General features: G+C 65.9%; 21 protein-coding genes. 11 read left to right on the forward strand and 10 right to left on the reverse strand.

Annotation, left to right across the window (positions count from 1 at the left end; translation table 11 throughout):
• Positions 1 to 32 precede the first annotated feature (32 nt).
• Entirely contained in the window at positions 33 to 6,233 is a 6,201-nt protein-coding gene (locus tag VNF71_09315; GenBank protein HVA74749.1) for an EAL domain-containing protein, read from the reverse strand.
• Between the two features lie 441 nt (positions 6,234 to 6,674).
• On the opposite strand from VNF71_09315, the gene VNF71_09320 reads away from it, so the two are divergent.
• Positions 6,675 to 7,700, forward strand: coding sequence for an IS630 family transposase (locus tag VNF71_09320; protein HVA74750.1), 1,026 nt, complete (start codon positions 6,675 to 6,677; stop codon positions 7,698 to 7,700).
• 39 nt (positions 7,701 to 7,739) lie between these two features.
• Here VNF71_09320 and VNF71_09325 read toward each other — a convergent pair whose 3' ends face one another.
• Positions 7,740 to 8,621 carry a sigma-70 family RNA polymerase sigma factor gene (locus VNF71_09325; protein ID HVA74751.1) on the reverse strand — a complete coding sequence of 294 codons (882 nt, stop codon included), beginning with the start codon at positions 8,619 to 8,621 and terminating at the stop codon, positions 7,740 to 7,742.
• A 103-nt stretch (positions 8,622 to 8,724) separates the two neighbouring features.
• Here VNF71_09325 and VNF71_09330 point away from each other — a divergent pair, with 103 nt between their 5' ends.
• Both VNF71_09330 and VNF71_09335 read left to right on the forward strand, forming a co-directional pair.
• Positions 8,725 to 9,180, forward strand: a complete 456-nt coding sequence (locus VNF71_09330) for a carboxymuconolactone decarboxylase family protein (protein ID HVA74752.1) — start codon at positions 8,725 to 8,727, stop codon at positions 9,178 to 9,180.
• 311 nt (positions 9,181 to 9,491) lie between these two features.
• Entirely contained in the window at positions 9,492 to 10,409 is a 918-nt protein-coding gene (locus VNF71_09335) for an alpha/beta fold hydrolase (protein ID HVA74753.1), read from the forward strand.
• Between the two features lie 61 nt (positions 10,410 to 10,470).
• Here the strand turns inward: VNF71_09335 and VNF71_09340 are convergent, their stop codons facing one another.
• The 4 genes from VNF71_09340 to VNF71_09355 form a co-directional block, all read right to left on the reverse strand.
• Positions 10,471 to 10,740, reverse strand: coding sequence for a hypothetical protein (locus VNF71_09340; protein HVA74754.1), 270 nt, complete (start codon positions 10,738 to 10,740; stop codon positions 10,471 to 10,473).
• 106 nt (positions 10,741 to 10,846) lie between these two features.
• Entirely contained in the window at positions 10,847 to 10,978 is a 132-nt protein-coding gene (locus VNF71_09345) for a hypothetical protein (GenBank protein HVA74755.1), read from the reverse strand.
• 178 nt (positions 10,979 to 11,156) lie between these two features.
• Entirely contained in the window at positions 11,157 to 12,140 is a 984-nt protein-coding gene (locus tag VNF71_09350; protein HVA74756.1) for a class I SAM-dependent methyltransferase, read from the reverse strand.
• An 81-nt stretch (positions 12,141 to 12,221) separates the two neighbouring features.
• On the reverse strand, positions 12,222 to 13,325 hold the full coding sequence (locus VNF71_09355) for a ferritin-like domain-containing protein (protein HVA74757.1): 1,104 nt from the start codon (positions 13,323 to 13,325) through the stop codon (positions 12,222 to 12,224).
• Between the two features lie 66 nt (positions 13,326 to 13,391).
• Between VNF71_09355 and VNF71_09360 the strand changes: the two genes are divergently transcribed.
• The 3 genes from VNF71_09360 (at position 13,392) to VNF71_09370 (ending at position 14,724) form a co-directional block, all read left to right on the forward strand.
• Positions 13,392 to 14,015: a TetR/AcrR family transcriptional regulator gene (locus VNF71_09360; protein ID HVA74758.1), complete on the forward strand. Its 624-nt coding sequence runs from the start codon at positions 13,392 to 13,394 to the stop codon at positions 14,013 to 14,015.
• A 38-nt stretch (positions 14,016 to 14,053) separates the two neighbouring features.
• Positions 14,054 to 14,320, forward strand: coding sequence for a Smr/MutS family protein (locus VNF71_09365; GenBank protein ID HVA74759.1), 267 nt, complete (start codon positions 14,054 to 14,056; stop codon positions 14,318 to 14,320).
• A 77-nt stretch (positions 14,321 to 14,397) separates the two neighbouring features.
• A complete protein-coding gene (locus tag VNF71_09370; protein ID HVA74760.1) occupies positions 14,398 to 14,724 on the forward strand; it encodes a hypothetical protein in 327 nt (108 codons plus the stop codon).
• On the opposite strand, the gene VNF71_09375 is transcribed toward VNF71_09370, so the two are convergent.
• Complete coding sequence (locus VNF71_09375) at positions 14,721 to 16,811, reverse strand: AMP-binding protein (GenBank protein ID HVA74761.1); 2,091 nt, start codon at positions 16,809 to 16,811, stop codon at positions 14,721 to 14,723. The genes VNF71_09370 and VNF71_09375 overlap by 4 nt on opposite strands.
• Before the next feature lie 8 nt (positions 16,812 to 16,819).
• Positions 16,820 to 17,566 (reverse strand): 1-acyl-sn-glycerol-3-phosphate acyltransferase, encoded by a 747-nt coding sequence (locus tag VNF71_09380; protein ID HVA74762.1) that lies wholly within the window; start codon positions 17,564 to 17,566, stop codon positions 16,820 to 16,822.
• Positions 17,567 to 17,866: 300 nt separating this feature from the next.
• Here VNF71_09380 and VNF71_09385 point away from each other — a divergent pair, with 300 nt between their 5' ends.
• From VNF71_09385 to VNF71_09400, 4 genes are all read left to right on the forward strand, one after another.
• Positions 17,867 to 18,856, forward strand: a complete 990-nt coding sequence (locus VNF71_09385; GenBank protein HVA74763.1) for an LLM class flavin-dependent oxidoreductase — start codon at positions 17,867 to 17,869, stop codon at positions 18,854 to 18,856.
• 232 nt (positions 18,857 to 19,088) lie between these two features.
• Positions 19,089 to 19,898: a methyltransferase domain-containing protein gene (locus VNF71_09390; protein HVA74764.1), complete on the forward strand. Its 810-nt coding sequence runs from the start codon at positions 19,089 to 19,091 to the stop codon at positions 19,896 to 19,898.
• 76 nt (positions 19,899 to 19,974) lie between these two features.
• A complete protein-coding gene (locus VNF71_09395) occupies positions 19,975 to 20,139 on the forward strand; it encodes a hypothetical protein (GenBank protein ID HVA74765.1) in 165 nt (54 codons plus the stop codon).
• Between the two features lie 101 nt (positions 20,140 to 20,240).
• Positions 20,241 to 20,897 carry a response regulator gene (locus VNF71_09400; GenBank protein HVA74766.1) on the forward strand — a complete coding sequence of 219 codons (657 nt, stop codon included), beginning with the start codon at positions 20,241 to 20,243 and terminating at the stop codon, positions 20,895 to 20,897.
• A gap of 78 nt (positions 20,898 to 20,975) precedes the next feature.
• Here VNF71_09400 and VNF71_09405 read toward each other — a convergent pair whose 3' ends face one another.
• Both VNF71_09405 and VNF71_09410 read right to left on the reverse strand, forming a co-directional pair.
• Positions 20,976 to 21,428, reverse strand: coding sequence for an SRPBCC family protein (locus VNF71_09405; protein ID HVA74767.1), 453 nt, complete (start codon positions 21,426 to 21,428; stop codon positions 20,976 to 20,978).
• Positions 21,425 to 22,042, reverse strand: coding sequence for a TetR/AcrR family transcriptional regulator (locus VNF71_09410; protein HVA74768.1), 618 nt, complete (start codon positions 22,040 to 22,042; stop codon positions 21,425 to 21,427). The genes VNF71_09405 and VNF71_09410 overlap by 4 nt, the downstream gene beginning before the upstream one ends.
• 467 nt (positions 22,043 to 22,509) lie before the next feature.
• Here VNF71_09410 and VNF71_09415 point away from each other — a divergent pair.
• Positions 22,510 to 23,295, forward strand: a 786-nt coding sequence (locus VNF71_09415) for a hypothetical protein (protein ID HVA74769.1), incomplete at its 3' end; no start/stop codon positions are given.

Raw genomic sequence — 23,295 nt, forward strand, 5'->3', positions numbered from 1 at the left:
GGAACATATGTACGATTGATGCCGAGAATCTCTCACCTGAAGACGAGGTCGGCTGGCAGCGGGAGCGAGTACAGGAAGCCCTGTACCTGGGTGCAGCCGAGCTCTCGCAGCATCCTCTCCTGGTCCTTTGTTTCGACGCCTTCCGCGACCGTCGCCAGGCCGAGGGCGTCGGCGAGGCTGATCACTGCCCGTACGATCGCCTCGTCCTCCGAGCTGATCCCGAGGCCCCGCACGAAGGTCTGGTCGATCTTGAGGAAGTCGAGCGGGAGCCGCTTGAGATAGACGAGAGACGAGTACCCGGTGCCGAAGTCGTCGATGCCGATCCGGCAGCCCACCGCCCGGAGCTGTTCGAGGCACGGCCTGATCGGTTCCATGATGTCGATGAGGGCCACCTCGGTGATCTCCAGAGCGATCGAGCCGGGGTCGACTCCGGTCTCCTCGATGGTCGCGGCCACGCTGTCGGCGAACCCGGCAGTGACGAGCTGGCGCGGCGAGACGTTGACGCCGATGCTCAGCGCGGGATTGCTGCTCGCCTCGCGCAGCTTGCCCAACGCCCGGCACGATTCGCGGAGGACCCACGCGCCGAGCGGGACGATGAGACCTGTTTCTTCGGCGACGGTGATGAAGCTCGCCGGCGACACCAGGCCCTCGCGCCCGTCGTAGCGGATCAGCGATTCCGCTCCCACGGGGTTGCCCGTCTCCATCTCGTAGATCGGCTGGAAGTGGAGGACCATCCGCTCGGTGTCCATCGCGTCACGAAGGTCCCGCTCGGCCCGCTCGCGCCCCTGCGCCCGCCGGCGGAGGTGTTCGCCGAACACCTCCCACCGCGCACGGCCTTTGTCCTTGGCGCGGTACAGGGCGGTGTCGGCGTCACGCAGCAGCGAGGGCCCGTCGTCGTCGAGGCCCGCGATGGTGATCCCGATGCTGGTAGTCACCCTCACATTGACGTCCGGGCTCACCTGTATCGGCTGGTGCAGGATCTCCTCCACCCGGGTGGCTATGCCCCGGACCTCGTCGCGGTCTTCCAGATCGTCGACGACGAGCACGAACTCGTCTCCCCCGAGGCGGGCGAGGATGTCCTCCCCGCGTGTGACGCTGCGCAACCTGGCGGCGATCTCCTCGAGGACTCGATCGCCGGCGCCGTGTCCGAGGGAGTCATTGATGACCTTGAAGTTGTCGAGGTCGAGGTAGAAGACGGCGAGATGTGTGCCGCGCCTTCGCGCCCGTGCCAATGAGTGGGGGAGGCGCTCGAGGAAGAGCCAACGGTTGTCCAGCCGCGTCAAGGGGTCCGTGAACGCCTGGTGCCTGAGCGCTTCCTCGGCTTGGCGCTTCAAGGTGATATCGACCAGCTGGGCGATCGCGTAATCGGGCTCGCCTTCCTCGTCGCGGATGAGCCCCAGGTGCAAATTGACCCAGATCCATCTGCCGTCGGCATGGGCGTATCGCTTCTCGACCTGGTAGACGTCCGCCTCCTTGCGCTCAAAGCGACGCCTCGCCTCCAGATCCGAGCGGTAGTCGTCCGGATGCGTCAGGTCTTTGACCGTCTTGGTCTTCAACTCCTCACGGGTGTAGCCGAGCATTCGAGCCATCGCCTCGTTGACCCGGGTGTAATGGCCGAGGCTCTCAGGGCGCTGGCCTATGAGCGCCATCCCGATCGGAGCGTTGTCGAACGCAAGCCGGAACTCCTCGGCAGCCTGCGCGAGGCGCTGCTCCGCTTGGCGCCGGTCTGTGACGTCGTGCATGTTCACGACGATCGCTTCGACTGCCCTGTCGTCGAGACGGTTGGTGTAGGAGATCTCGATGTGCCGCCAACTTCCGTCCGTGTGGAGCATCCGGCATTCGGTGGAACCGCGCCCGCCGGGCTTCTGCGCGATGCGAAGGAAGAGTTGGGTCAACCCGTCCAGGTCGTCGGGGTGTATGAGGCTGCGGCTCCGCCCGCCGACAACTTCGTCAGGCGCGGTGCCGAGAAGGTTCTCGATGGAGGGGCTCGCGTAGCGCATGACGCCGGTCGCGTCAGCCAGGACGGTGACGTCCGACGAGTGCTCGATGAGGGCCCGGAAACGCTCCGCGTTACCGGAAACGTGTTCCAAGGTGGCGCCTGCGAGCGTCGCGACGAAGGTTGCGAGCTGCCTCTCGGTCTCTCCGAAGAGCCCGCCGACCTCCTTGTGGGTCGCGTAGAAGCAGGCGACGACCTTGCCGTCACATTGGATAGGCGCGCACAGCAGCGACCTCACGCCCGCGAGTACGAGGCTGTCGGTCGCGTCAGCTTCCGACGCCGGCTGCCTGGTGACGACACTCCCGGTCGTGACCGCCTCCGCTACCGCTGACGCCGATATCCCTTCTACGTGCTCGCCGGAAACCGTTACGAGTTCCTGCGTACCGAGCTCGCCGATCTCCAGCACCTGGCACCGATCGGCTCCGAGGAGGTCTCTTGCTGCGTTCTCCACCGCGTTGAACACCGCTTTATTGCTTGTCGCAGCGGCGAGGACCCTTCCAGTCTCGAGCAGGTTGTCGAACCTCGCGGCGAGGGAGAGGGTGAGGCCTGCCTCGGTTCGGCGGGCACTCGTAGGAGACTCGATCTGCTCGAGCTCTCGTTCGGCCCAGTGAAGCTCCGCAGCGGCGCCCGGGCTGCCCAGCGCGGTGGCGATCCTCGCGAGCTCGAGGCTGCTGCGCGTCTCCTCCCAACCTGCTCCCTGCTCCGACGCGATCTCGACGGAACGACGCAGCAACCGTCGAGCTCGCGCCATCCGCCCGGCGCTTGCATAACTCAACGCGAGCTCCCGAAGGGCGTGCGGGGCGTTGTTTCGATAGGCGCGCGAGATCCGTACCGCCTGCCTGGCCGTACGGCGTTGGCGCTTCCGGAGCTCACCTAGGTGCGGGTTGTTCGCGTCGGCTGCCTCCACCTCGGCGCGGATCGCCGTCGCGAGCCAAGGGATAACCGGAACCACATACTCCTGCCTGAGACCCGCCTGTTTCACCCCCGCCCACGCCTCTTCGAGGAGCGCTACTGCCGCGGCGGCCTGACCCGAGCCCAAGAGCCGCAACGCTTCCGCAAGGAGGATCTCGGTGGTGGTGTGGCGGTCCTCGTTGTGACGGGCCAGCGCGCGGGCGGTTGCCTCCACAGGAATATGGCCGTCGGTCGCACGTGACCAGGCGGAGAGTGCGATCCCCGCGGAGGACATGTCCCCGATGCTCTCCGCGTCGTAGTGCACCTCCGATGCGAGACGAGCAGCTTCGCCGTATCGGCCCAGGCGGTAGTGGCAGAACGCGATGTGCCACCTTGCGGTGTTCATCTCCCACTGGTCCCCGGTGAGGGCGAGGAGTTGCACGGCTTCCCGGCAGGCGTTCAGCGCCTCCTCGTACCGCGAGGCAGCGTAGAGGACCACGCCGTAGAAACCGAGCGACTGGCCCTGTCCCCAGATGTCTCCCAGTTCCCGTCGTAGTTCAAGTGACTTCTTCGCGTACGCGATTCCCCGTGAGTACCAGGGGATCATGGTCATCACCGGCGCGTGCTCGGACCATGCCTGCGCGAGCTCGAGGGAGGGGCCGAATCGCTCGGCGATGTTCATCTCGCGTATGTGCGTCCACAGGCAGGGAACGCGACCTTTGCGGAACCAGTACGCATAGGCGAGCCGGCTGTAGAAGCGCATCGCCAAACGGTCCGTGTCCGTGGGCGGGGGGCGCCGCCGCACGGCCCACGGAGCGACCGTGTGGACGAACTGCACCAGTAGTTCCCAAGTCGCCGCGACCAGGTATACCAGTGCGTTCCTCGGCACCCAGCGCCCGAGCCCCCGCAAGGCCAGTTCCAACTGCGCGCACGCAGCAACCTGGTCGCCGCGCCGGAACGCGACCTCTCCCAGCTTCCCCTCGATGGCCGCCCGGCTCATGGGGTCACGAGCGCGCTTCGCGGCCTGGGACAGGCACTCCTCGGCTTCCGAGTATCGACCGGCTAGCGCCAGGACCTCACCGAGCCCTTCCGCGACTAGCCCTTCAGTGCCACTGTCTTGCGCACCTCTCGCCGCCATGCGGTAATACGTCTCAGCGCTGTCGAGGGCGTGGCGGGCGCGCGACTGCTCTGCGGCAGCGAGCGCATGGGGTAGAGCCTCCTCCGGCCGTCCTGCCGCATCGAGGTGGTAGGCGAGGTCGTACGGGGTCCCCGACCCTTCGAGCAGCCGGGCAGCTCCCAGGTGCAAGGCGGCGCTGGTGTCTTCGCCGAGACTTTCGAGGACGGCCTCTCTCAGCTTGTCGTGGAGGAACCTGGCTCGCCGGCGGTCCTCGTCGATCCACAGGATCCGCCGTTGCCTCACCTCGTCGACAGAACGCACGACGTCGTCGGGGCTGATCGCGCTCAAGGTCACAGCAAGGTCGAGATCGAAGCTCTTGCCCAGCACCGCGCCAGCGGCCAGGAGGTGCCGAGCCGGCCCCGGCAGCAGGTCCAACCTCCGTGCCAGCACAAGTGCGGCGCGCCGGGAGGTCTCGACCGCCTCGAGGAGCGGGACGTTGACGTCCCACCGGTCTCCGTCGTGGACAAGAGCAGAGCTCTCGACCATGCCCCGCAGAACCGCTTGGGCCATGAACGCGTTGCCTTCGCTCAGGCGCAGCACCGCCGCGGCCGCAGCTTCGGGTAGCGGCCCGGCCATCGACGACACGAGGTCCCGGACCTCGCGCTCGCGGAGCGCCGACAACTGCACGTTGGCCTTCGCGTTAGCGGATCGAAGCGGGCTCGAGTCGGGAACCTCGTCCGAGCGGAACGCAGAGATCACGAGCACCCAGCGATGGGTGTTGCGAGGCCGGGCAAATCGCGCGAGCACTTCCGCCGCGCTGGACTGCGCCCACTGGCAATCGTCGAGTACCACCAGTGCTGGCTCTTCCTTGTGGCCCGCCGCGTCCAGGAGCGTCGCGAGCGCCTCTATCGACCGCGCGCGCCCGTACTCTTCCGGGAGCAGCGCCACCGCGCTGCCCTCTAGAAGCGGTTCGAGAGCGGGAACAGCCGATAGCAGGGCTTCGGCGAAATCACCTATCGCTTCGCGGACCGACGCGAACCGCTCCGGGTCGGACACCGCTCGGGCGGCAATGCCGGCTCCGACCCCGTCGAACAGCTGAAAGGGTCTCTGGGCCTCGCGATCCTCACCCTGTCCGTGAAAGACCGTGAAACCGAGCTCGCTCGCGTGCCTTACCAGTTCGTCGAGGAGCCGGGTCTTGCCGGCCCCCGACTCGCCCTCGACCATGACGAGCGAACCCTTGCCTGCTGCTGCATCCAGCAACGCCGTGCGAAGGGCTGCCATCTCGGCGGAACGCCCGACGAACCCCGGTTCGGCCAGGGAGCCCCTCCGGTCGTGCAGGCCGATGACGATCCGCGGGTCTTCGACGCCGTTACGCCTCGCCCTCTGGATCGTCTCGACATCGGCTAGCACGGCGGCTGCAGACTGGTAGCGGTCGTCAGGGTCGGTCCGGCAGAGACGGTCGACGAGCGCGCACAACGCCGCCGGCGCGTCGCGAGGTCTGTGCTCCGACAGGGCGGCTGCACCGGCCAGCTTCTGGCGCAGCACCGCGCCGACGTCCCGCCCGTCGAACACGGGGTGACCGGTGAGGCATTCGTGCAAGGTGGCACCGAGGGCGTAGAGGTCCGAGCGCGCGTCCACAGGCACGTCGAGCAGCCCCGCCTGTTCCGGCGAGCAGTAGAGGGCGGTGCCGACGAGGGTTTCGCGAACCGACGGGTCGAGGGTGACGCTTCGCGACAACCCGAAGTCGATGAGCTTGGCCGTATTCGGTGAAGGATCCCCGTTGTCGGATACCGCCTGGACGACGATGTTCCCGGGTTTTACGTCGCGGTGCACGACACCCGCTTCATGCGCGCTGACCAGAGCCGACAGGACGCCGTGCGCGACGGCCAGCATCTCGTCGGCGCTCAGGGGGCCCCTCGCCAAGCGCTGAGCCAGGGTCTCGCCGCCGTAGTACGGCTGCGCCAGCCAGATCCAGCCGCCGTCCGTCCCGTGGTCGAGCAGGTAAGGGTTGCCATCAGGGTCGGATAGGCCTGCCAGCACCTCGGCTTCGTGGGCGAGCCGGATCCCCTGCGCCGCGCTGAGGGAGGACACCGGGGCGCGCTTCACGACCACCGGCTCGTCACCCCCGGGCGAGCCGGCGAGGAACGTCTCCACGCCGGAGCTGCTCTTGAGGAGGCGCGTTAGCCGGTAACGCCCGGCGAGAAGCTCGCCGCGCATCGCCGTGTCCATAGAGTCCACGGAGTCTTGTTCGGAATCTGATGGAGCGTTCGGCACGGCTATTTCCGGAATGACCCGAAAAATGTGACCTCCGGATCATCCGGTCGGGTCGTAGTGACTAGTCAGGCGGTTTGTGCAATGACCGTGCCCCTGCCCCCGGTGCACATAGTCGGCGCACACCATACGACTTTGTGGCGCGGAAATCTCGGAAAGTGGCTGGCCATTCGTACCGCGGAAATCTCTACCGGGACCTCACTAACCTTGGCAAAAGGGCAAAACCGCTAATCAGCTAGTGCCCTGACCTGAATCGTTCGCGTCCACCACTTTGGAGGTGGGGGTCGCGCAGACTCGGTCATGTCCAAACCTGTCCGAGTCCGAAGACTCACAGACATCGAGGGCCGTGAGCTACAGCGAATCGTCCGTCGTGGCAGCGGTAAGAGCGATAACTCGGTGGTGAAGTGGCGTCGAGCGCTGGTGGTGTTGGCCTCCGCTGGCGGCAACGACGTGGCGGTGATCGCCCGGATGGTGCAGACCTCGCCGGATCGGGTGCGGGAGATGATCCACCGTTTCAACGAAGAGGTGATGAAAAGTCTGGACCCCGCGTGGGCGGGTGGCCGACCCCGCCGGATCACGACGACTGAACGCGAGCTGATCGTCTCGTCGGCCAAAGCCCGCCCGGCCACGCTGGGCCAGCCCTTCACTCGCTGGAGTATCCGCAAGCTGCAGGCCTACTTGGCCGTCCACAAAAAGGTGGTCATCTCCCGGGAGCGGCTGCGCCAGATCCTGGCCGAGGAACAGATCACTTTTCAGGCCACCAAGACCTGGAAGGAATCGCCAGACCCTCAGCGCGAGGAGAAGCTGGACCGTATCGAGGAGGTCCTGGAAAATCACCGGGACCGCACCTTCGCGTTCGACGAGTTCGGACCTTTGGCAATCAAGCCCGAGGGCGGGCACGCCTGGGCAGGGCGGGGCCGTCCGCAGCGGCTGCGGGCCAACTATCACAAGCCACATGGGACCCGGCAGTTCTTCGCCTGGTACTCGGTCGGTGACGACCACCTCTATGGCCGGATCGAACGGCGGAAGGGATCCGCGCCGACCCTGCGGGCGCTGCAGGCGATCCGTCGGCTGAGTCCCGACGGCGAGCCGGTCTATGTGATCTTGGACAACTTGAACCACCACAAAGGCCGCGAGATCCGCCGGTGGTGCGCCGAGAACAACGTCGAGCTTTGCTTCACACCCACCTACGCGTCATGGGCCAACCCGATCGAGGCGCACTTCGGGCCGCTACGGGAGTTCGTCATCGCCAACAGCGACTACCCCGACCACCCCAGGTTGACCAAGGCCATCCGCCGCTACCTCTCCTGGCGCAACGCCAACACCCGCGACCCTGAACTCCTCGCTCTCGAACGAAAGCATCGAGCCAAGATCCGAGGCGAAGCCCGACGGCGCTGGGGACAGCCCAAGCACCGAGCCGCATGATCAGCCAAACGCGCGAACCTTTGTGGTCAGGGCACTAGCTCAGAGCACCTGCACGCGAAGTGCCGCGACCACGCTTGGGTTGGTGACGATCTCGATCTCGGCGATGGTGTTGCCCACGACGCGGAAGGCGAATATGGCTCGGGGTCGCCCGCCGGGAGCCCAGACTGCCCCGGGCGTGCCGTCGATGAGCGCTAGCTCGGCGGCCCGCGCCCGACCCACCAGGGCGTTAGCCACGGCCCGGCCGCCACGCACCTCGGGCGCCAGGAGGGGCGCTCCCTTCTCGCGGTTCGCGGTTGCCGCTTCCACCGCGCTCCGGTCGGCGCGCAGAACTGCGTCGGGATCGAGCAGGGTGACGAGTGCTTCGAAGTCCCCGTCGCGGGACGCGGCCAGGAAGGCCTCGACTACCTCCTGCTGGCGGCGCCGGTCTGCTGGGTGTACTTCATCGCTGCCTTGGACGCGCCGCCGGGCCCGGCTGGCCAGCTGGCGGGCAGCGGCAGGAGAGCGGCCGACGATCAGCGCGATGTCCTCGAATGGCACAGAGAACAGGTCGTGGAGCACGAAGGCGAGACGCTCTGATGGATTTAGTGTCTCGAGCACAAGGAGCAGCGCCGGGCCCATCGTGTCGGCGAGGACCGCCTCTTCTTCGGGACCAACCATTTCGGCCTCGGGCTCGTAGTTCTCGTCAACGGGCGTTTCGTAGTGGGTCCGGCGGGATCGGAGTACCCCGAGGCAGACGCGAGATACGACCGTGGTGAGCCACCCGCCGAGGTTGTCGATGCTCTGAGGGTCCGAACGGCTCAGGCGGATCCACGTGTCTTGCACCGCGTCCTCTGCCTCAGTCAGGGATCCGAGCATGCGGTAGGCGACCGCCTGTAGCTTCGGCCGGTTGGCTTCGAACTCGGCGGCGAGACTCTCGTCCATTCTGATCAGATTGACGCGCCAAGCGGCCAGAATGTGACACAAACCTGAGATCGGCTATTACCGAGGCTGTCACATATCGGCGCTGTGACGCGTCAGAGAGGGCATGACAGCAAGACTCAACAACCCAGCCAACCTGCTCCCTGACTCGATGACCGGTATCCAGTCCATCATCAAGGCGGCTCACAGCGCCGGGGTGCCCCGCTCCACCTTGGAACTCGCCCACCTGCGGGCCAGCCAGATCAACGGCTGCAGCCCCTGCGTCTACAGCGGAGCGATCAGCGCCAAGAGGGCGGGCGAGAGCGACGAGCGGCTCTTCGCCGTGGCCGCCTGGCGCGAGACAGACCTCTTCACCACCGAGGAGAGAGCGGCGCTGGCCCTAGCCGAATCGATGACCCGACTCGCCGACCGGGTTGACCCCATCCCCGACGAGGTTTGGGACGAGGCAGCGAAATACTTCGACGAAAAGCAACTTGCCGGACTGGTTCTGTGGGTCGCCACGACCAACCTCTTCAACCGAGTCAACGCCGCGACCAAGCAGCCCGCCGGCGCCGTCTGGTGACAGTCAGGTCCCATAGCTCCCAGATCCGGAACGACATCCTGATCCGGAACGACACCGTCTCCATCTGAAAGGAAGCAGACCGATGAAGACAATGACATGCAAAGACCTGGGCGGCCCATGTGAGTTCGCTCATCATGGAAGCACCGCTGACGAGATCATCAGGTCGCAGTTCGCCTCTTCGCGACAGAAGCCTCGTCGCCATCGCTGCGCGATGAGGGATGAGCTTCGGTCCACCTGGAGATGCGCGTGCGTGCCGTTCGCCGCCTGATCGAGGAGATCGCCCCGCGTCGTGGCCGCGCTAGCTTCTCGGTGTGACGCCAGTGGAGAAGCGTGTCGTTCAGCTGCACGGCCACCGGGTCGTCTACCGCATCGGCGGGGACGACCCGGCGAGCAAGCGCCCGGTGCTGCTGCTGATACACGGGATGGCCGGCAGCTCGGTCACCTGGCGTGAGGTCATGCCGGCGTTGACGCAGCGCTACACGGTCGTCGCTCCCGACCTTCCCGGCCACGGAGAATCCGACAAGCCACGCCAGGACTATTCGCTGGGAGCTCACGCGAACGCTCTGCGGGACCTCCTTGCCGCCATCGGAATTGACGGCGCCACGGTCGTCGGCCAATCACTTGGCGGTGGGGTGGCGATGCAGCTTGCTTACCAACATCCCAGGCACTGCGAACGCCTGGTGCTGGTCTCGAGCGGCGGACTAGGCCAGGAGGTCTCGTGGATCCTCCGCGCTCTCACGTTCCCCGGTGTCGAGTTCCTCATGCCGATCCTCTTCCCGTCGTTCGTGCGTGACGCCGGGAACGCGATCAGCCGCAGCTTGCGCGGCTTGGGCCTCCGGGCGCCGCGCCTCGAGGAAGAGTGGCGGGGCTACGTCTCACTGACCGACTCCGAGACCCGCGCGGCGTTCTTGCGGACGCTTCGGGCTGTCGTCGACATGGGTGGTCAAGCGGTGAGCGCTCACGACCGGCTCTACCTGTCGTCTCTGCTGCCCACCCTCATCGTGTGGGGTGAACGCGACGGGATCATCCCTGTCGCCCACGCCCACGAAGCGCACCAGGCGATGCCCGGCAGCCAACTCGTGCTCTTCGAAGAATCCGGCCATTTCCCCCACGTCGAGGAGCCTCAACGTTTCATAGAAGCGCTGACCGGGTTCGTGGAGACCACCGAGGCGACGCACCTCGATGGTCGCGTCTGGCACGAGCTGTTGACCGCCGGCCCACAAGGTTGAGTTCAGGTGTCGCCCCCGGCTGGCCACCGACGTAATGAGAACGCGACAGTCCATTAGGCGGTTACCCAAGGCGCCGTTGCAGGATCGACGCCCCCGGACCGGTGAGATCGGCAGCCACGCCGCGGCGACCAGCTAGGACCATGAGGACCGCTTCCGCGGGACCTCGCGCTTCGGGCCCTGCGCCACGCGACCAGTCGAGGTCGGTGGCGACTAGTCGTACGCCGCGGGCATTCCAGAACCCCCGCAACGGTGGAGCGGTCACCGCGAACGGCAGCGCACAGAGCAGCCGCTCGGCCGGAATCTGCCGTCGTATGCCGAGCGGTCGGCGCATGTCCTGATGGTGAATCAGAGCATCGACCAGCCCAACCCGGCCGCCGAATCGCGCGGTGGCACCACGGGGCGTCAGCCCACCCCAGACACAGACTCGGGTGATCCCACTACTCCAATCGCAACGATGCCAGGAAGTCGGCCATCTCGGTCCGCTCCTGACGGGCCATCGCCATCACATCCACGAGGCCTTTGCTATCACCGGCGGGATCTCGATACAACGACGAGGCTGCCGGTGCCACCAACCCAGATCGTCGTTCCCGGGGCATGAGCTTGCGAGGGCTTTGAAGGTTCACCCAGAAGGGTCGCCGTCTTCTTCCACACCGAGACGTGGGACATGCCCGCCAGCTCTCGTCATAGAGTACGGCGACGCTCTCACCGAAATGGTCTTGCGGCATCGGTCAAGAGTCGCAGTTCCCCCTATCTGCTGCCAGACGATTCTGGGTCGTCGGAATATGAAGCGCTTGTTGTGGGAGGGATCCGCCTCCTGGCTACCGCCAGAATGGTCACGTACTCCTTGGTGACAACATCTCCAAGGTGCCTGCTGATCAGCCTCCTGATGCCGTCGAGAAGCTCGTCGCGCGTGCGCTCATCCATCAAGGCGTAGGAGGATTGCGAGGCGAGCATGGCTAGGTAGCCGTCGGGGTCGTAGCTGACAATCCACCGATAGGTATGGACCGTCGGTGATTCGAAGAGATCCGCGACAGGTGGAGGATCCCAGAGCCGGCGGTCCACTCGTCCCCATACCTCGGCGATATCGCCGCCAGTCTTGGCTCTGAGATCGATCTCGTCGGCGTTGGGAAACGTCCAGGCGCCTACCTCTGGAGCGAGGCGGCGGTGGAGGTCTCGTACTGCTTCACCGAATACCTCAGCCGTATGGGTGCCCCCGGCACTGTGGGCGTTGGTCAGCAGGGCCAAGTGGCCACCGGGTCGGAGCACGCTGGCCGCCTTGGCGTACGACAGGTTCGGGTCGATCCAGTGAAACGCCGTTGCCGACACCACGACGTCGAAGCTGGCGGGCCTGCACGCAAAGGATTCGAACGTTGAAGTGGTGACCTCGACGTTCGGGGACCTCGACAGGTTCCTTCGAGCGAGTTCGGCCAGTTCTGCGCCGGCTTCCACGCAGCGAATCTGCGCCCCCATCGCAGCGAGATCGCGCGTCAGCTGCCCTGTGCCGCATCCGATTTCCAGCACTTCGCTGGGCTCTGCAATCCGGCACAGCGCACGCAGATCGGCGACAGCCGCAGCTGGGTACCCGGGCCGAGCACAGTCGTAGAGCCGTGCGATGCGGTCGAAGACCGAACGGGCCTGCACAGCAGGGTCGGACAGGCCCTCGGGAAGCGGTATGTACGCCGCCTCGCCTCCCTCGATGCCGACCGTTTCTTTCTTCGTCGGGCTGCCCACATACCAACGCTATCCACCGGGCGCTGGAAGTGCCTTCACGCCCCAAGTAGTCGGCGTGGTGAAATACGACCCCCAACCACGTCAGCCGGAGGCGGCCGCCTTGGCCATCTCCTCGATGTGGGCCCGGTGCTGCTGGTCGAACTCCTCGGCGGCGGCCTCATCGCTCGCCATCTCCGCGTCGATGTCGCTATCGGCGAACCCCATGACGCCCATGTCCTCGAACGCCCGGCGGATCTTCGGCCCCCACAGCCCGATGTCCCGGATGATCGGCACGATGCGCGTGAAGAGGTAGACGCGGAACTGCAGGAACAGGTCGCTCTCATCCACCCATTTGGTGGCTTCGGGGGGTAGCCCGAGGCGCTCCCAGACCTCCTCCGCCATGAAGCGATCCCGCATGCGGTAGCAGGCGTCAACGCAGAAGTCTTCCCGCTCCTCCCGCTCTGTCTCGGTCAGCTGCGGGTAGTAGTCGCGCAAGGCCAACCGGCCGAACATGACGTGACGGGCCTCGTCCTGCATCACGTAGGCGTTGATGGCCTTGGCCAAAGGCTCGGCGGCCATGTTGCGGATCAGACCGAACGAGGCCAGCGCCAGACCCTCGATCAGGACCTGCATCCCTAGATAGGTGATGTCCCAGCGACTGTCGCTGACGGTGTCTTGGAGCAGGCTGGCCAGGTTGCCGTTGATTGGATACACCAGGCCGATCTTGTCGTGCAGGTAACGGCTGTAGACCTCGACGTGGCGGGCTTCGTCGATGGTCTGAGTGGCCGCGTAGAACTTGGAGTCGATGTTCGGCACCGACTGCACGATCTTGGCCACCGAGATCAGGGCGCCCTGCTCGCCGTGCATGAACTGGCTGAGCCGCCACGCCTCGAACTCCCGATGGGCAAGGTCCTTCTCCTTGCGGTCGAACTTGTCCCACCACGGCGACCCGCAGAGAGGATGGGCCTCGTCCGGCATGCCGATCGGCCGGTTGGGATCGACATCCTGATCCCAATCGAGGCGCTCGGAACCGATCCACTGCCGGCGGGTGCCTTTGTCGTAAAGGCGGAGGAGTTGGTCCCTCCCGCTGGTGTAGTCGAAGTCGAACATGGCCGTGGTCGGCGACGGGACTCCCCATGCCTTGGCCGAGTCAGACACGGTTTCGGCAACGGTGGGTGCGCCCGGCGCGCCGTGGTCATTTGACATATCGCTGCTCCTCCCCCAAAACGTGACGCTGTGTCACAGATTCGCACCACCGGTAGGCTCCGTCAAGTGGCAGTCGTGGACTCGAGCAATCACCCCGGGCGCCGCCAGGCCCGGAGGGAGGCGACGAAGCGGACGATTATGGACGCCGTCGAGCGGCTGCTCGGCGATCGGCCCTACGCCGATCTGCGCGTCGAAGACGTGATGGCCGCCTCGGGGCTTACCAGGACCGCCTTCTACCGCTACTTCCCCGACCTCGAATCCGTGTTGCTGGCCTTGCTCGCCAGTGTCCGCACCGAACTCGCTGACGCGGCCAACCGGTGGCTCCTGCTCGACACCGACCCGGACGGGGGCATCCTCGAAGCCAACACCGCGCTGGCGCGGGTGTGGTCTCGCCACTGGGCCCTGCTGCTCGCCTTCAGTGACGCCGCCACCAGCGGCAGCCGGATCCAGGTGGCATGGCACGAGATGGTCGAGTCTTTTCTCGACCCTGTGGAGAGGCGGTTCGCCGATCTGGCCCGGCGCGGCCTCACCTCGCTGGAGTATCCGGCCGAGACGGCTCGAGCCCTGGTGTGGATGAACGAGCGGTACCTCTTCGAGACGTTTGCCCGCAATCGGGACGTCTCCGTCGAAGTGGCGGCGGCCACGCTGGCCCAGACCTGGCGCCGCGTGCTCTTCTCGGCACCGGGCTAACGGCGAAGGAGGGCCGCCAAAGTGGAGACCCCATAGCGGTGAAACTGAAGCTCGATTTACACGACCTCTACAACCGGGGGGATGAGATCGATCGAGCCCTGCGGGCCGTGATCGACGAGGCTGTGCGTAAGAAGGCGACGTTGGTCGAGATCATCCCCGGCAAGGGAAGCGGACAGCTGAAGAAGAGGGTGCTGCGGTTCCTTGACCAAAAGGATGTGAAGGTCCTCTACGACCGAGTGGAGAAGGACTCCGACAACTTCGGGCGGGTGTTCGTGCACTTCCGCTGGAGGAAAGCGGGCCGCTGATCGAGTCCGAGGACCCGCCGTGGTCTTGGTTGTACGGCGATCAGGACACCCGGGCCACACCGGCAAGACTGTCTGCCATGGCGTTCGGTCAGCAGTCAGGCCCACCAGCGACCTCGAAGCAGGTTCAGGAGCTGCTCGAGCTGCTCAAGGAAGCGGGCCACACCGACTTCCGGGACGCGCGCGGCCCAATGGGTTTCACCCAGCGTCAGGCCGCGGGCAGGTTCACTCGTGACGAGGCGGAGGCGTTCATCGACCGGTTACAAGATGCAGAGTCTGACGGGGCCACCCCCGCCGCGGTCCCGGCGTGGCGGCTCTCTGCGCAGGAGCAGATCATCGCCCACGTCCCTGCTGAGAAGCTCGCCGTCGAGCTTCGTCGCCGCGGCTGGACCGTGATCGAGCCCTAGACAGCCGGTGTTCTGGGAAAGTCCGGGGGGCCTCCTAGTGCTTGGCGCAGAACCCGGTGCAGGGGCTTGCCCATGCCGTTGTGGGGGATGGAGTCTACGAACACCACCTGCCGGGGAACCATATAGCGGGGCAGTCTCTGACGGAGGTAGCGGCGGATATCGTCGGAGTCGGTGCGTGGCCCCGGCCCCGGAACGATGAAAGCGACGACACGCTCGCCGTAGCGTGGGTCGGGCACGCCTATAACCGCAGCATCGGTGATGGCCGGATGTGTCATCAGGATGTCCTCGATTGGCTGGGGGTAGACGTTCTCGCCGCCCGAGATGATCATGTCGTCTTCCCGGCTGTCTACGTGCAGGCGACCCATGACGTCGAAGTGCCCCAGGTCCCCGGTCGGCATGAGTTGCAGGTCGGCCCCTGGCGAGGGTCGCTTGCCATCCTGGACGGCTAGGGGGCCTCCGACGAGGATCCGCCCGGTTACGCCCGCTGGGAGATCGGCGCTGTTTGAGTCGCGCACCCGCACTGTGACCCCGCGCAGAGGCCGCCCGACCGTCCCTGGCGCGGCGCGTAGGTCCTGTGGCCGGGCGACTGTGGCGAAGGCGGCCTCGGTCGAGCCGTAGAGGTTGTACAGGACGTCCCCGTAGATGTCCATGAACCTGACGGCTAGATCTCCTCGCAAAGCGGCGCCGCTGCAGACGGCGACGCGCAGCGATGACGTGTCGTAGCGACCGCGGACGTCGGCGGGCAGCTCCACGAGCTGGCTGACCATGGCGGGGACTACTACCAGGACCTCGATATGGTGCCGTGCTATTAGTTTCAGCACCGCCTCGGGGTCGAATGTCGGGCGCAGCACGATCGTGGCCGAAAGCAGCCACGCGAATGAGAGCTGGCCGAACCCGAGCGCGTGGAACATCGGCGAGGCGATGAGCGTCGTATCTCCGACCCGCATAGGAACTCGGTCGACGAACCCGACGACCGGGTCCAAAGTGAGAGGTACTGGCCGGCTGGCACTTTTGGGCTCGCTGGTGGTGCCCGATGTGAGCAGCACGTAATGCGTTCCTGGCCTCCCAGGTCGGGGAACTGGCCCAGTTGGCTGACCGTCCAGGTCTGTCAGGGCCGCGACGGCCAGGTCCCTCCGACCGTCGGTCGCGACCACCCTGGGTAGGGGGATGCCTTCCATCAGGGGCAGGAACTCGGCGTCCGCGATCAAACAGGCGACTCGTTCGCGCTCGACGACGGACGCCACCTGGGGGGCCGCCAAGGAGGTGTTGAGCAGGATCACGTCGGCGCCTATGCGCGACAGGGCGGCCACGGACTCCACGAAGCCACGATGGTTGCGGCACATGACCGCCACACGGTCGGACTCCGACACCCCTCGGCGCGAGAGCGACCCGGCCAGGGATCGCACCCGACGGTCCATCTCAGCGAAGGTCAAGCTGCCCTTCTCGTCGATCACGGCGGGCCGATCGGCGAAGCGGGCGGCGCCGAAGACGTATGCGCCGGCCGGCGTGATGCCCGTGCGGGAAAGTTCAACGCCTGAGCGGATAGCCGCTGCTCCTGTCGCAGCCGTGAATAGCCCTGCCCGGGCCAGCGTGGCGGCCACCCCTAGCGGACCGAGCCTGACTGGAGCCGGTGGTGCCGGCCGCTCGATAGGAACGCCGGTCGCGCCCTCCACCTCCGAGCGCAGCGCGGCCAGCGTGCCGGCGAGGGCGCGCCGGACCATGGGGCCCGCGGCGATGGCCATGAGAGCACCCAGCGGACCGGGGACCCGGTAGGTCACGGTCAGGTGTACGTCGCTCGCGTTGCCCGCAGGCTGGATGTCCCACCGCCCTTCGGTCGCCAGCCCCCTGACCGTCCGCCAGTCGATCCGCCGCCCCGGCTCAGAGGCGACCACTTCCAGCAGTCCGCCAACAGGAGCGGTGCCAATATCCATCCGGAACTCCACGCGTGACCCCACGGTGAGACGGTCCGACTGGGGCTCCCAACGGGACAGTCCCGGTATGGAACTGGCGTACCAGGCGGGGTCGGTTATGGCGGCCCACACCCGCCCCGGTGATGCGGCGACCCGCATCTGGCTCCTCTCGTGCATGCCAAACATCACCCCAGCACCGGGAACCGCCGCCGCTCGGACATCGAGTCCAGGGCGCTTTGCATCAGGGATCTCACATGACGGTAGGCACCTTCGACGTCGCGGTCGCCAAAGAACTCATGTAGGTCGACAGGCTCGAGGACCTGGACCTGCAGCTTCGCCGGAAGGGGTAGATGCCCCAAGAAATCGCCGACGTTGATTCCCCACGGCAGGGCCAGGGAGACCGGCAGGACTTTGAGCTGGAACAGGCGGTCCAAACCCAGCGCGCGAGCCAACCTCTGGCCACTGGACAGGAACAAGGCCGTCTCCTGGCCCCCCACAGAGACCACCGGCACGACAGGGACCCCCCGCTGCAAGGCCAGGTGGATGAACCCGCTCCGCCCCGCGAGTTCGACCTTCCCAGACTCCCAAGAGGGACGGTGCACCTCGACGTCGCCGCCCGGGTAGACGAGCACGGCGGCCCCCCGGTCGAGGGCAGCCCGGGCATTCGACTCGGCAGCCAACATCATCCCGAACTTGCGCAGCGGCTGCAGCACCGGCTGAGCCATCACCAGGTTGTGCGCCAACTGGTAAAAGGGGCGGTCTGCTCCGAAGTAGCCGCAGAAGGCCAGCACTAACACCATCGTGTCCGGCGTCATGTTCCCGCCCGAATGGTTGCCGACCAACAAGACAGGGCCGGAAGCGGGGATGTTCTCCAAGCCATGGACGTCGGCCCTGAACCAGAGGGTCGCGGCCAGCCACGCCGCCGGCAGCACGGCCCGGATAAAATCCGGGTCCCGATCCTCCAAGCGACCGTTCGGCACAATGCGGCCAAAGGGGTGTCGTGACTCCCCGCTGAATTCTTCCGGACCGGCTGTCTTCCACAGAACCACTGGTCCAATTGCACCTTCGCCGGCACAGTCCGCCTAGGGCCGTTAGCCCACAATCCGTCTCCGCCTGCCTCTTGCTCGATGGAAATGCAGCGATATGGGCTGGAACGGCGACGTAGGGGAAGGGTTGAGCTCTTTGTCTTTGAGTGGCCCGTGGGATCGAGCTGATGCGATGCTGTGGTCGCCATGAAGTATCCGCTGTCGATCTTGGACCTTGCGACGGTTAGTGAGCATCAGACCGTTCGTGAGAGCTTGGAAGCGACCGTGGTCCTCGCCAAACGGGCAGAGCAAGCCGGGTACAACAGGGTCTGGTACGCCGAACACCACAACATGGCCTCTGTCGCGTCGTCGGCGACGAGCGTCCTCATCGCCAATGTCGCAGCGCACACGGAACGTATACGGCTCGGCGCGGGCGGGATCATGTTGCCGAACCATCCACCGTTGATCATCGCCGAGCAGTTCGGGACGCTCGCCGAGCTGCACATGGGCCGGATCGACCTTGGCGTAGGTCGGGCGCCGGGGAGCGACCAGCTCACGCAGCGGGCATTGCGGCGCGACCCGATGGCCGCCGAGAACTTTCCGCACGACGTGGTTGAGCTCCAGGGCTACCTCAGCGGGCCGAGCCGGGTGCCAGGGGTGGAAGCGACGCCTGGTAAGGGCACCAACGTCCCCCTTTATGTCTTGGGTTCTTCGCTGTTTGGGGCGTCCCTGGCCGCCGCCCTCGGGCTGCCTTTCGCCTTTGCTTCGCACTTCGCGCCCGATGCGCTCGAGCAGGCGATCGCCCTGTACCGCGAACGGTTCCGACCGTCAGAACAGCTCGATCGGGCCTATGTGATCGCAGGGGTCAATGTCGTCGTGGCCAACACCACCGCCCAGGCGGACGCTCATCTGCTGTATGCCCAACGGCGCCGGGTCGCTCGTTTTCTCGCTCGGGGCGACCAGGTGACCGATGAGCAAGCTGACGCCCTATTGGACTCACGGGCAGGCCAGCAGGTTCTGCAGATGATGGAGTACACCGCTGTCGGCGATCCGCCCGCCGTCAGGCGTTATCTGGACAGTTTCGCCAAGCACGCCGACGCCGATGAGCTGATCGTCACTCTCATGTCCCCGGGATTCGAAAACCGGCTGCGCGCGGCAACCCTCCTGGCAGAGGTGGCCGAGTTGCCAGCCGCCTGAAGAACGGCGAAGAGACCCGTCGGGGCAGCGGCGACGCTATCGCCCAACCCGCACCCGGGCGATAGTCACCCAGCAAAGGCGGCCGCTCCTGCTCCAAACAAGTACACGCGAAGGTGCTCGTCATCCCGTCGCTCTGGTCGGATTACGGAGTGCTTGTCTGTGACGTAAGCCCAGTCGATCGGCTACCTGGCTAGGTGCTGCCGGGTTGTGGTGGTTGGGTGATGATGGAGAGATGGAGTCGACACCCGAGTTCCGGTCCGGCCTGTATCAGGGCACGGCCCGCTACTACGACCGCTGCCGGGTTCCCTATCCGTCCCTGCTGATCGACGACCTAGTCATCCGGGCCGTCCTGAGCGGCACCGGCCGGCTCCTGGACCTGGCGTGTGGGCCAGGCCGGGTGACCTTCGCCCTCTCCGAGCACTTCGCTGATGTCCTCGCAATCGACCAAGAGGAAGAGTCGGTCAGCTTCGCCAAGGACCTCGCCGCCGAGCGAGGAGCCGCTCACATCAACTGGCGGACCGGCCGAGCCGAAGACCTCGATGTCGCAGGCCACTTTGAGCTGGTGACAGTTGGCGACGCGTTCCACCGCCTCGACCGCCGCCGCATCGCCGCTCTCGCGATCCAGTGGCTTCAGCCCGCCGGTCACATCGCCCTACTGTGGACATCAATGCCCTGGCAGGGACCCGCCCCCTGGCAAAAGGCCGCCTTGGAGTTGGTGGTTCACTGGATGCAGGTCACCGGATCCCACGAGAACATCCCATCGAATCTCGCGGAAACGCTGACCCAGGCACCGAACCTCACAGTGCTCGCCAGCGCCGGCCTCACGGTGATCGGCACCTACGAGTTCACGGCGCCCCACATCTGGACTCTTGAGACCCTGGCCGGATTCGCCCACTCCACCTCCATCCTGTCCCGGTCGGCCTTGGGCGACCACGTCGAGGCCTTCGAGCGTGACCTGCGAGATCGCCTCCTTGCTGTACAGCCCGACGGCAACTTCGAAGAATCCGTCAGCTTCACGTATGACCTTGCCGTCAAGCCGTAGAGCACGCGTAGGTGCCGATAGCGCTCCAAGCGTCGACTCCAGGTACAGCACTACCAGTTACAGGGTTCCGGTCCAGGTGTATTTGAACACCGCCGAGGCGGTTCTTGACGGCATGGTCAACGCTTTGCCTAGCGGCGAGGTCGGTGTCTACTTCTCCCACGACCAGTGGAACAGGTTCCTCGGCGGCCTCGATTTCATCCAATACACCTCCGGCTACGACTGCGACATCGCCTGCGTCTGATACCCGCTAGTCGGCCGCGTGGGACGCGCACGTCTGCTACAGGACGGGGGTAGCCCCGCCGATGACTCGTAGTGGACCCAAGCACCTATCGGGGGCAGCGGATGGAAGACTCGACATCGCCAGTAGTGCTGATTATCGACGATGAGCCTGTGATCCTGCGGTTCCTGAGGGTGTTGCTCGAAGAGGAGGGGTTCACAGTCTTCGAGGCCATGACCGGACCGATCGGCTTGGGCCTGATCCCGGTCGTTTCTCCTCAGGCGGTCGTGCTGGATGTGATGATGCCAGACATGGACGGCGTCGAAGTCTGTGCTCGAATCGCTGCGAAGTATCCCATCCTGCCCGTGGTGATACTGACCGCGCGGGACGATCCCGCGGTCGAGGATCGCTGCATTGCAGCGGGAGCCCGCCACTTCTTCACCAAGCCAGTTGTCCCCGACAGGCTCACTGACGCCCTGAGGAGGTCTTGCGGCATGGAGAACCTAGCCGTGCCGTCGAGGCCGAGAGTCGCTGTTGACTGCCCCAGTACCTCGATGTCGCCGGAGCCCGAAGCAAACCAGCAGGCCAACTCGTCCGACACATGTCTGACCCGGGACGAAGACGAGGAGCTCCGCCGTCTGCACTGGTTCTCAGAGGTCGGAACGCTCGCCGATCGCAAACATGAGCGAATCGTCGCACTTCGGCTGCGCGATCGCCGGAAGGAGATCCGTCCTCCCCGCGACTCAGTCGCGGAAAGAGAGGAGACCGGCCAGAGCAACTAGCGGCGCCGGCACCGCGAAGCATCTCCCGGAGCTGACTGGCAAACGCGCTGATGGCCACCTGCGTCCGTTCGGGGTCGGTCAGGGAGACCCGGTTCGCTCCGCTCCCTTGGCGAGGTCGGCCGACCATCGCTTGAGAACCCAGCGCACGACTAGAACCCAAAACCAACCAGTCACGCCGTGGGTGCCGAATCGAGATTCCCAGGTAATCCGGGTTCCTCCGCCAGGGAGCGCTTTGAGGTAAACGTCGGAGCGGTAGTCGTCCAACGGCTGGCCTGAGAGCAAGGTGTAGCCGAAGTGGGTTGGAGCCTCGAAGGCCACGACCTCTTCGCGATTGCATTTGGTCGGCTTGGCCGGATCGACACCGAGCACACGGATGGCGCCAACCCCGTCAGCAGTAGGGCTGCCGTCTCGCTCAAGGCGAGCCATCTTGTGGCGTGACCACGTGGGCCACTCCCCGACGGTGCTCAGCAGCTGCCAGACGATCTCGATCGGGGCGGAGCTCTCCGCCTCCGCCCGGGCGAGGTGACTCATGGGCTCTTTCCTGGTCTCGATGTGGCCATTGCGAGGGAGGGGGCGGGCGGTGTCAGCGCGCGCACGACGAACTCGGCGAGCTGGCGCGCGAACGAAGCGTCAGCCTCAACCCTCATCAGGTTGATGCGAAACAGCATCGTTCCCACCAAGACGTCAGCAACCAGGTCCGGTGCGACCGGGACTGTCGCCTCGCCTCGAGCGTGAGCGGCATCGAGCACCGCGGCAAAACCGGCCCGCATCGGTTTGTACCACCGTTCCTGCAGCCGCGCTTCGAGAGCGGGGTCGCGACCACGTTCGCCTAGCAGCCCCGGTATCGCTGCGACGGCTTCAGGCGTCGTATTCGCTTCCTGCAACATCGCAGTCAGGGCCTCGACGTCTCCAAGCAATGACCCCGTCGCCGGCGCACCCCCATAGCCGCTCGGGTAACGCTCAAAGACGACTTCGTGCACCAAGGCCGCCTTGCTGGACCATCGGCGATACAGGCTGTCCTTCCCTACCCCAGCCCGCTTCGCCACTTCCCCCATCGTCAACTTGGCGTAACCCACCTCACGAAGCAGATCGATCGCCGCCGCCGCGATCGATGCGTCCACGCCGGCAGATCGAGGTCTCGGCACGCCTAGAACCATACGGGACGACCCGTATGGTTATCAAGCAAGCTCGTACGGCAAGCTGGGAAGATGTCCGACGGCGAGTCCTCGTATCCGGTCAGGATGTGGCTCTGTCCGCTGTCGCGGGGTGGTTCGGGGCACCGACTGGCCTCACGAGGAGCTTCAACGTCGTTACCGCGGCTGGTTCGCCTGGTGGCTGCAACAGAAGTCGACGCGGCACAGCTACTGGGTAATCGTGGATCTTCTCCTCATTGTTAGAAGAAGCCGATGGATCACATGGGATATGGACGTCGAAGCTACCGTCGCGTCCCTGCCGGCAGGGCTCTTATCTCGGGGAGGCGCCTGTCATTGCGCATGCCCACCGGAGGGCTTAGCGTCTGCGGCGCGCGACCAGGACACGGGGGGTGGGCATGACAGAAACGGGCACCATTCCGCGCCGGAGGAGGCGAGCTCGCCGGGGCTTCGTAGGAGCGGTGGCCTGCCTTGCTGTTGCCGGCATGCTGACCGCCTGCAGCAGTAGGTTGTCGCCGCGCGCCCTTCTCGTCGGGACCTTCCACGGGGTCAAGGGGCAGTACTCCACCATCCAGGCCGCGGTGGATGCCGCCAAGCGGGGTGACTACATCCTGATCGCCCCGGGCGACTACCACGAACAGGACGACCTGGCCCACCCGCCCAGCGCGGCCCAAGCGGCCCTCGGCGAATACGGCGGCGTCCTGGTGCGAACGCCGGACATCTGGATCCGCGGCATGGACCGGTCCTCGGTCATCGTCGACGGGACCAAGTCCGGCGCCCCGGTGCCGTGCGACCCGCAGGCTCAGTGGCAGGAGCTCGGGCCGGCGGCACCGGGGGGCAAGCACTACGGGACCAACGGCATCGTCGCCTATCAGGCCGACAACGTGTGGATCCAGAACCTGACCGTCTGCAACTACCTCAGCGGGACCGGCTCGTCGGGCAACGAGATCTGGTGGAACGGCGGGTCGGGTATCGGCAAGATCGGCATGAACGGCTACTGGGGGAATTACCTGACAGCCACCACCACCTACTACGGCAACCCCACGGTGGCGCCCACCTACGGGATCTTCGCCAGCAGCGCCGCCGGGCCGGCCGGGTGGGACAACATCTACGCGTCGAACTTCGACGACTCCGGGATGTACGTGGGGGCCTGCCAGCAGGTGTGCGACGTGACCATCAGCGGGGCCTGGATGGAATACAACGCGCTCGGTTACTCGGGCACCAACTCCGGCGGGGCGATGGTGATC

Source organism: Acidimicrobiales bacterium, from assembly GCA_035533095.1.
Lineage (GTDB): Bacteria > Actinomycetota > Acidimicrobiia > Acidimicrobiales > Palsa-688 > DATLUM01.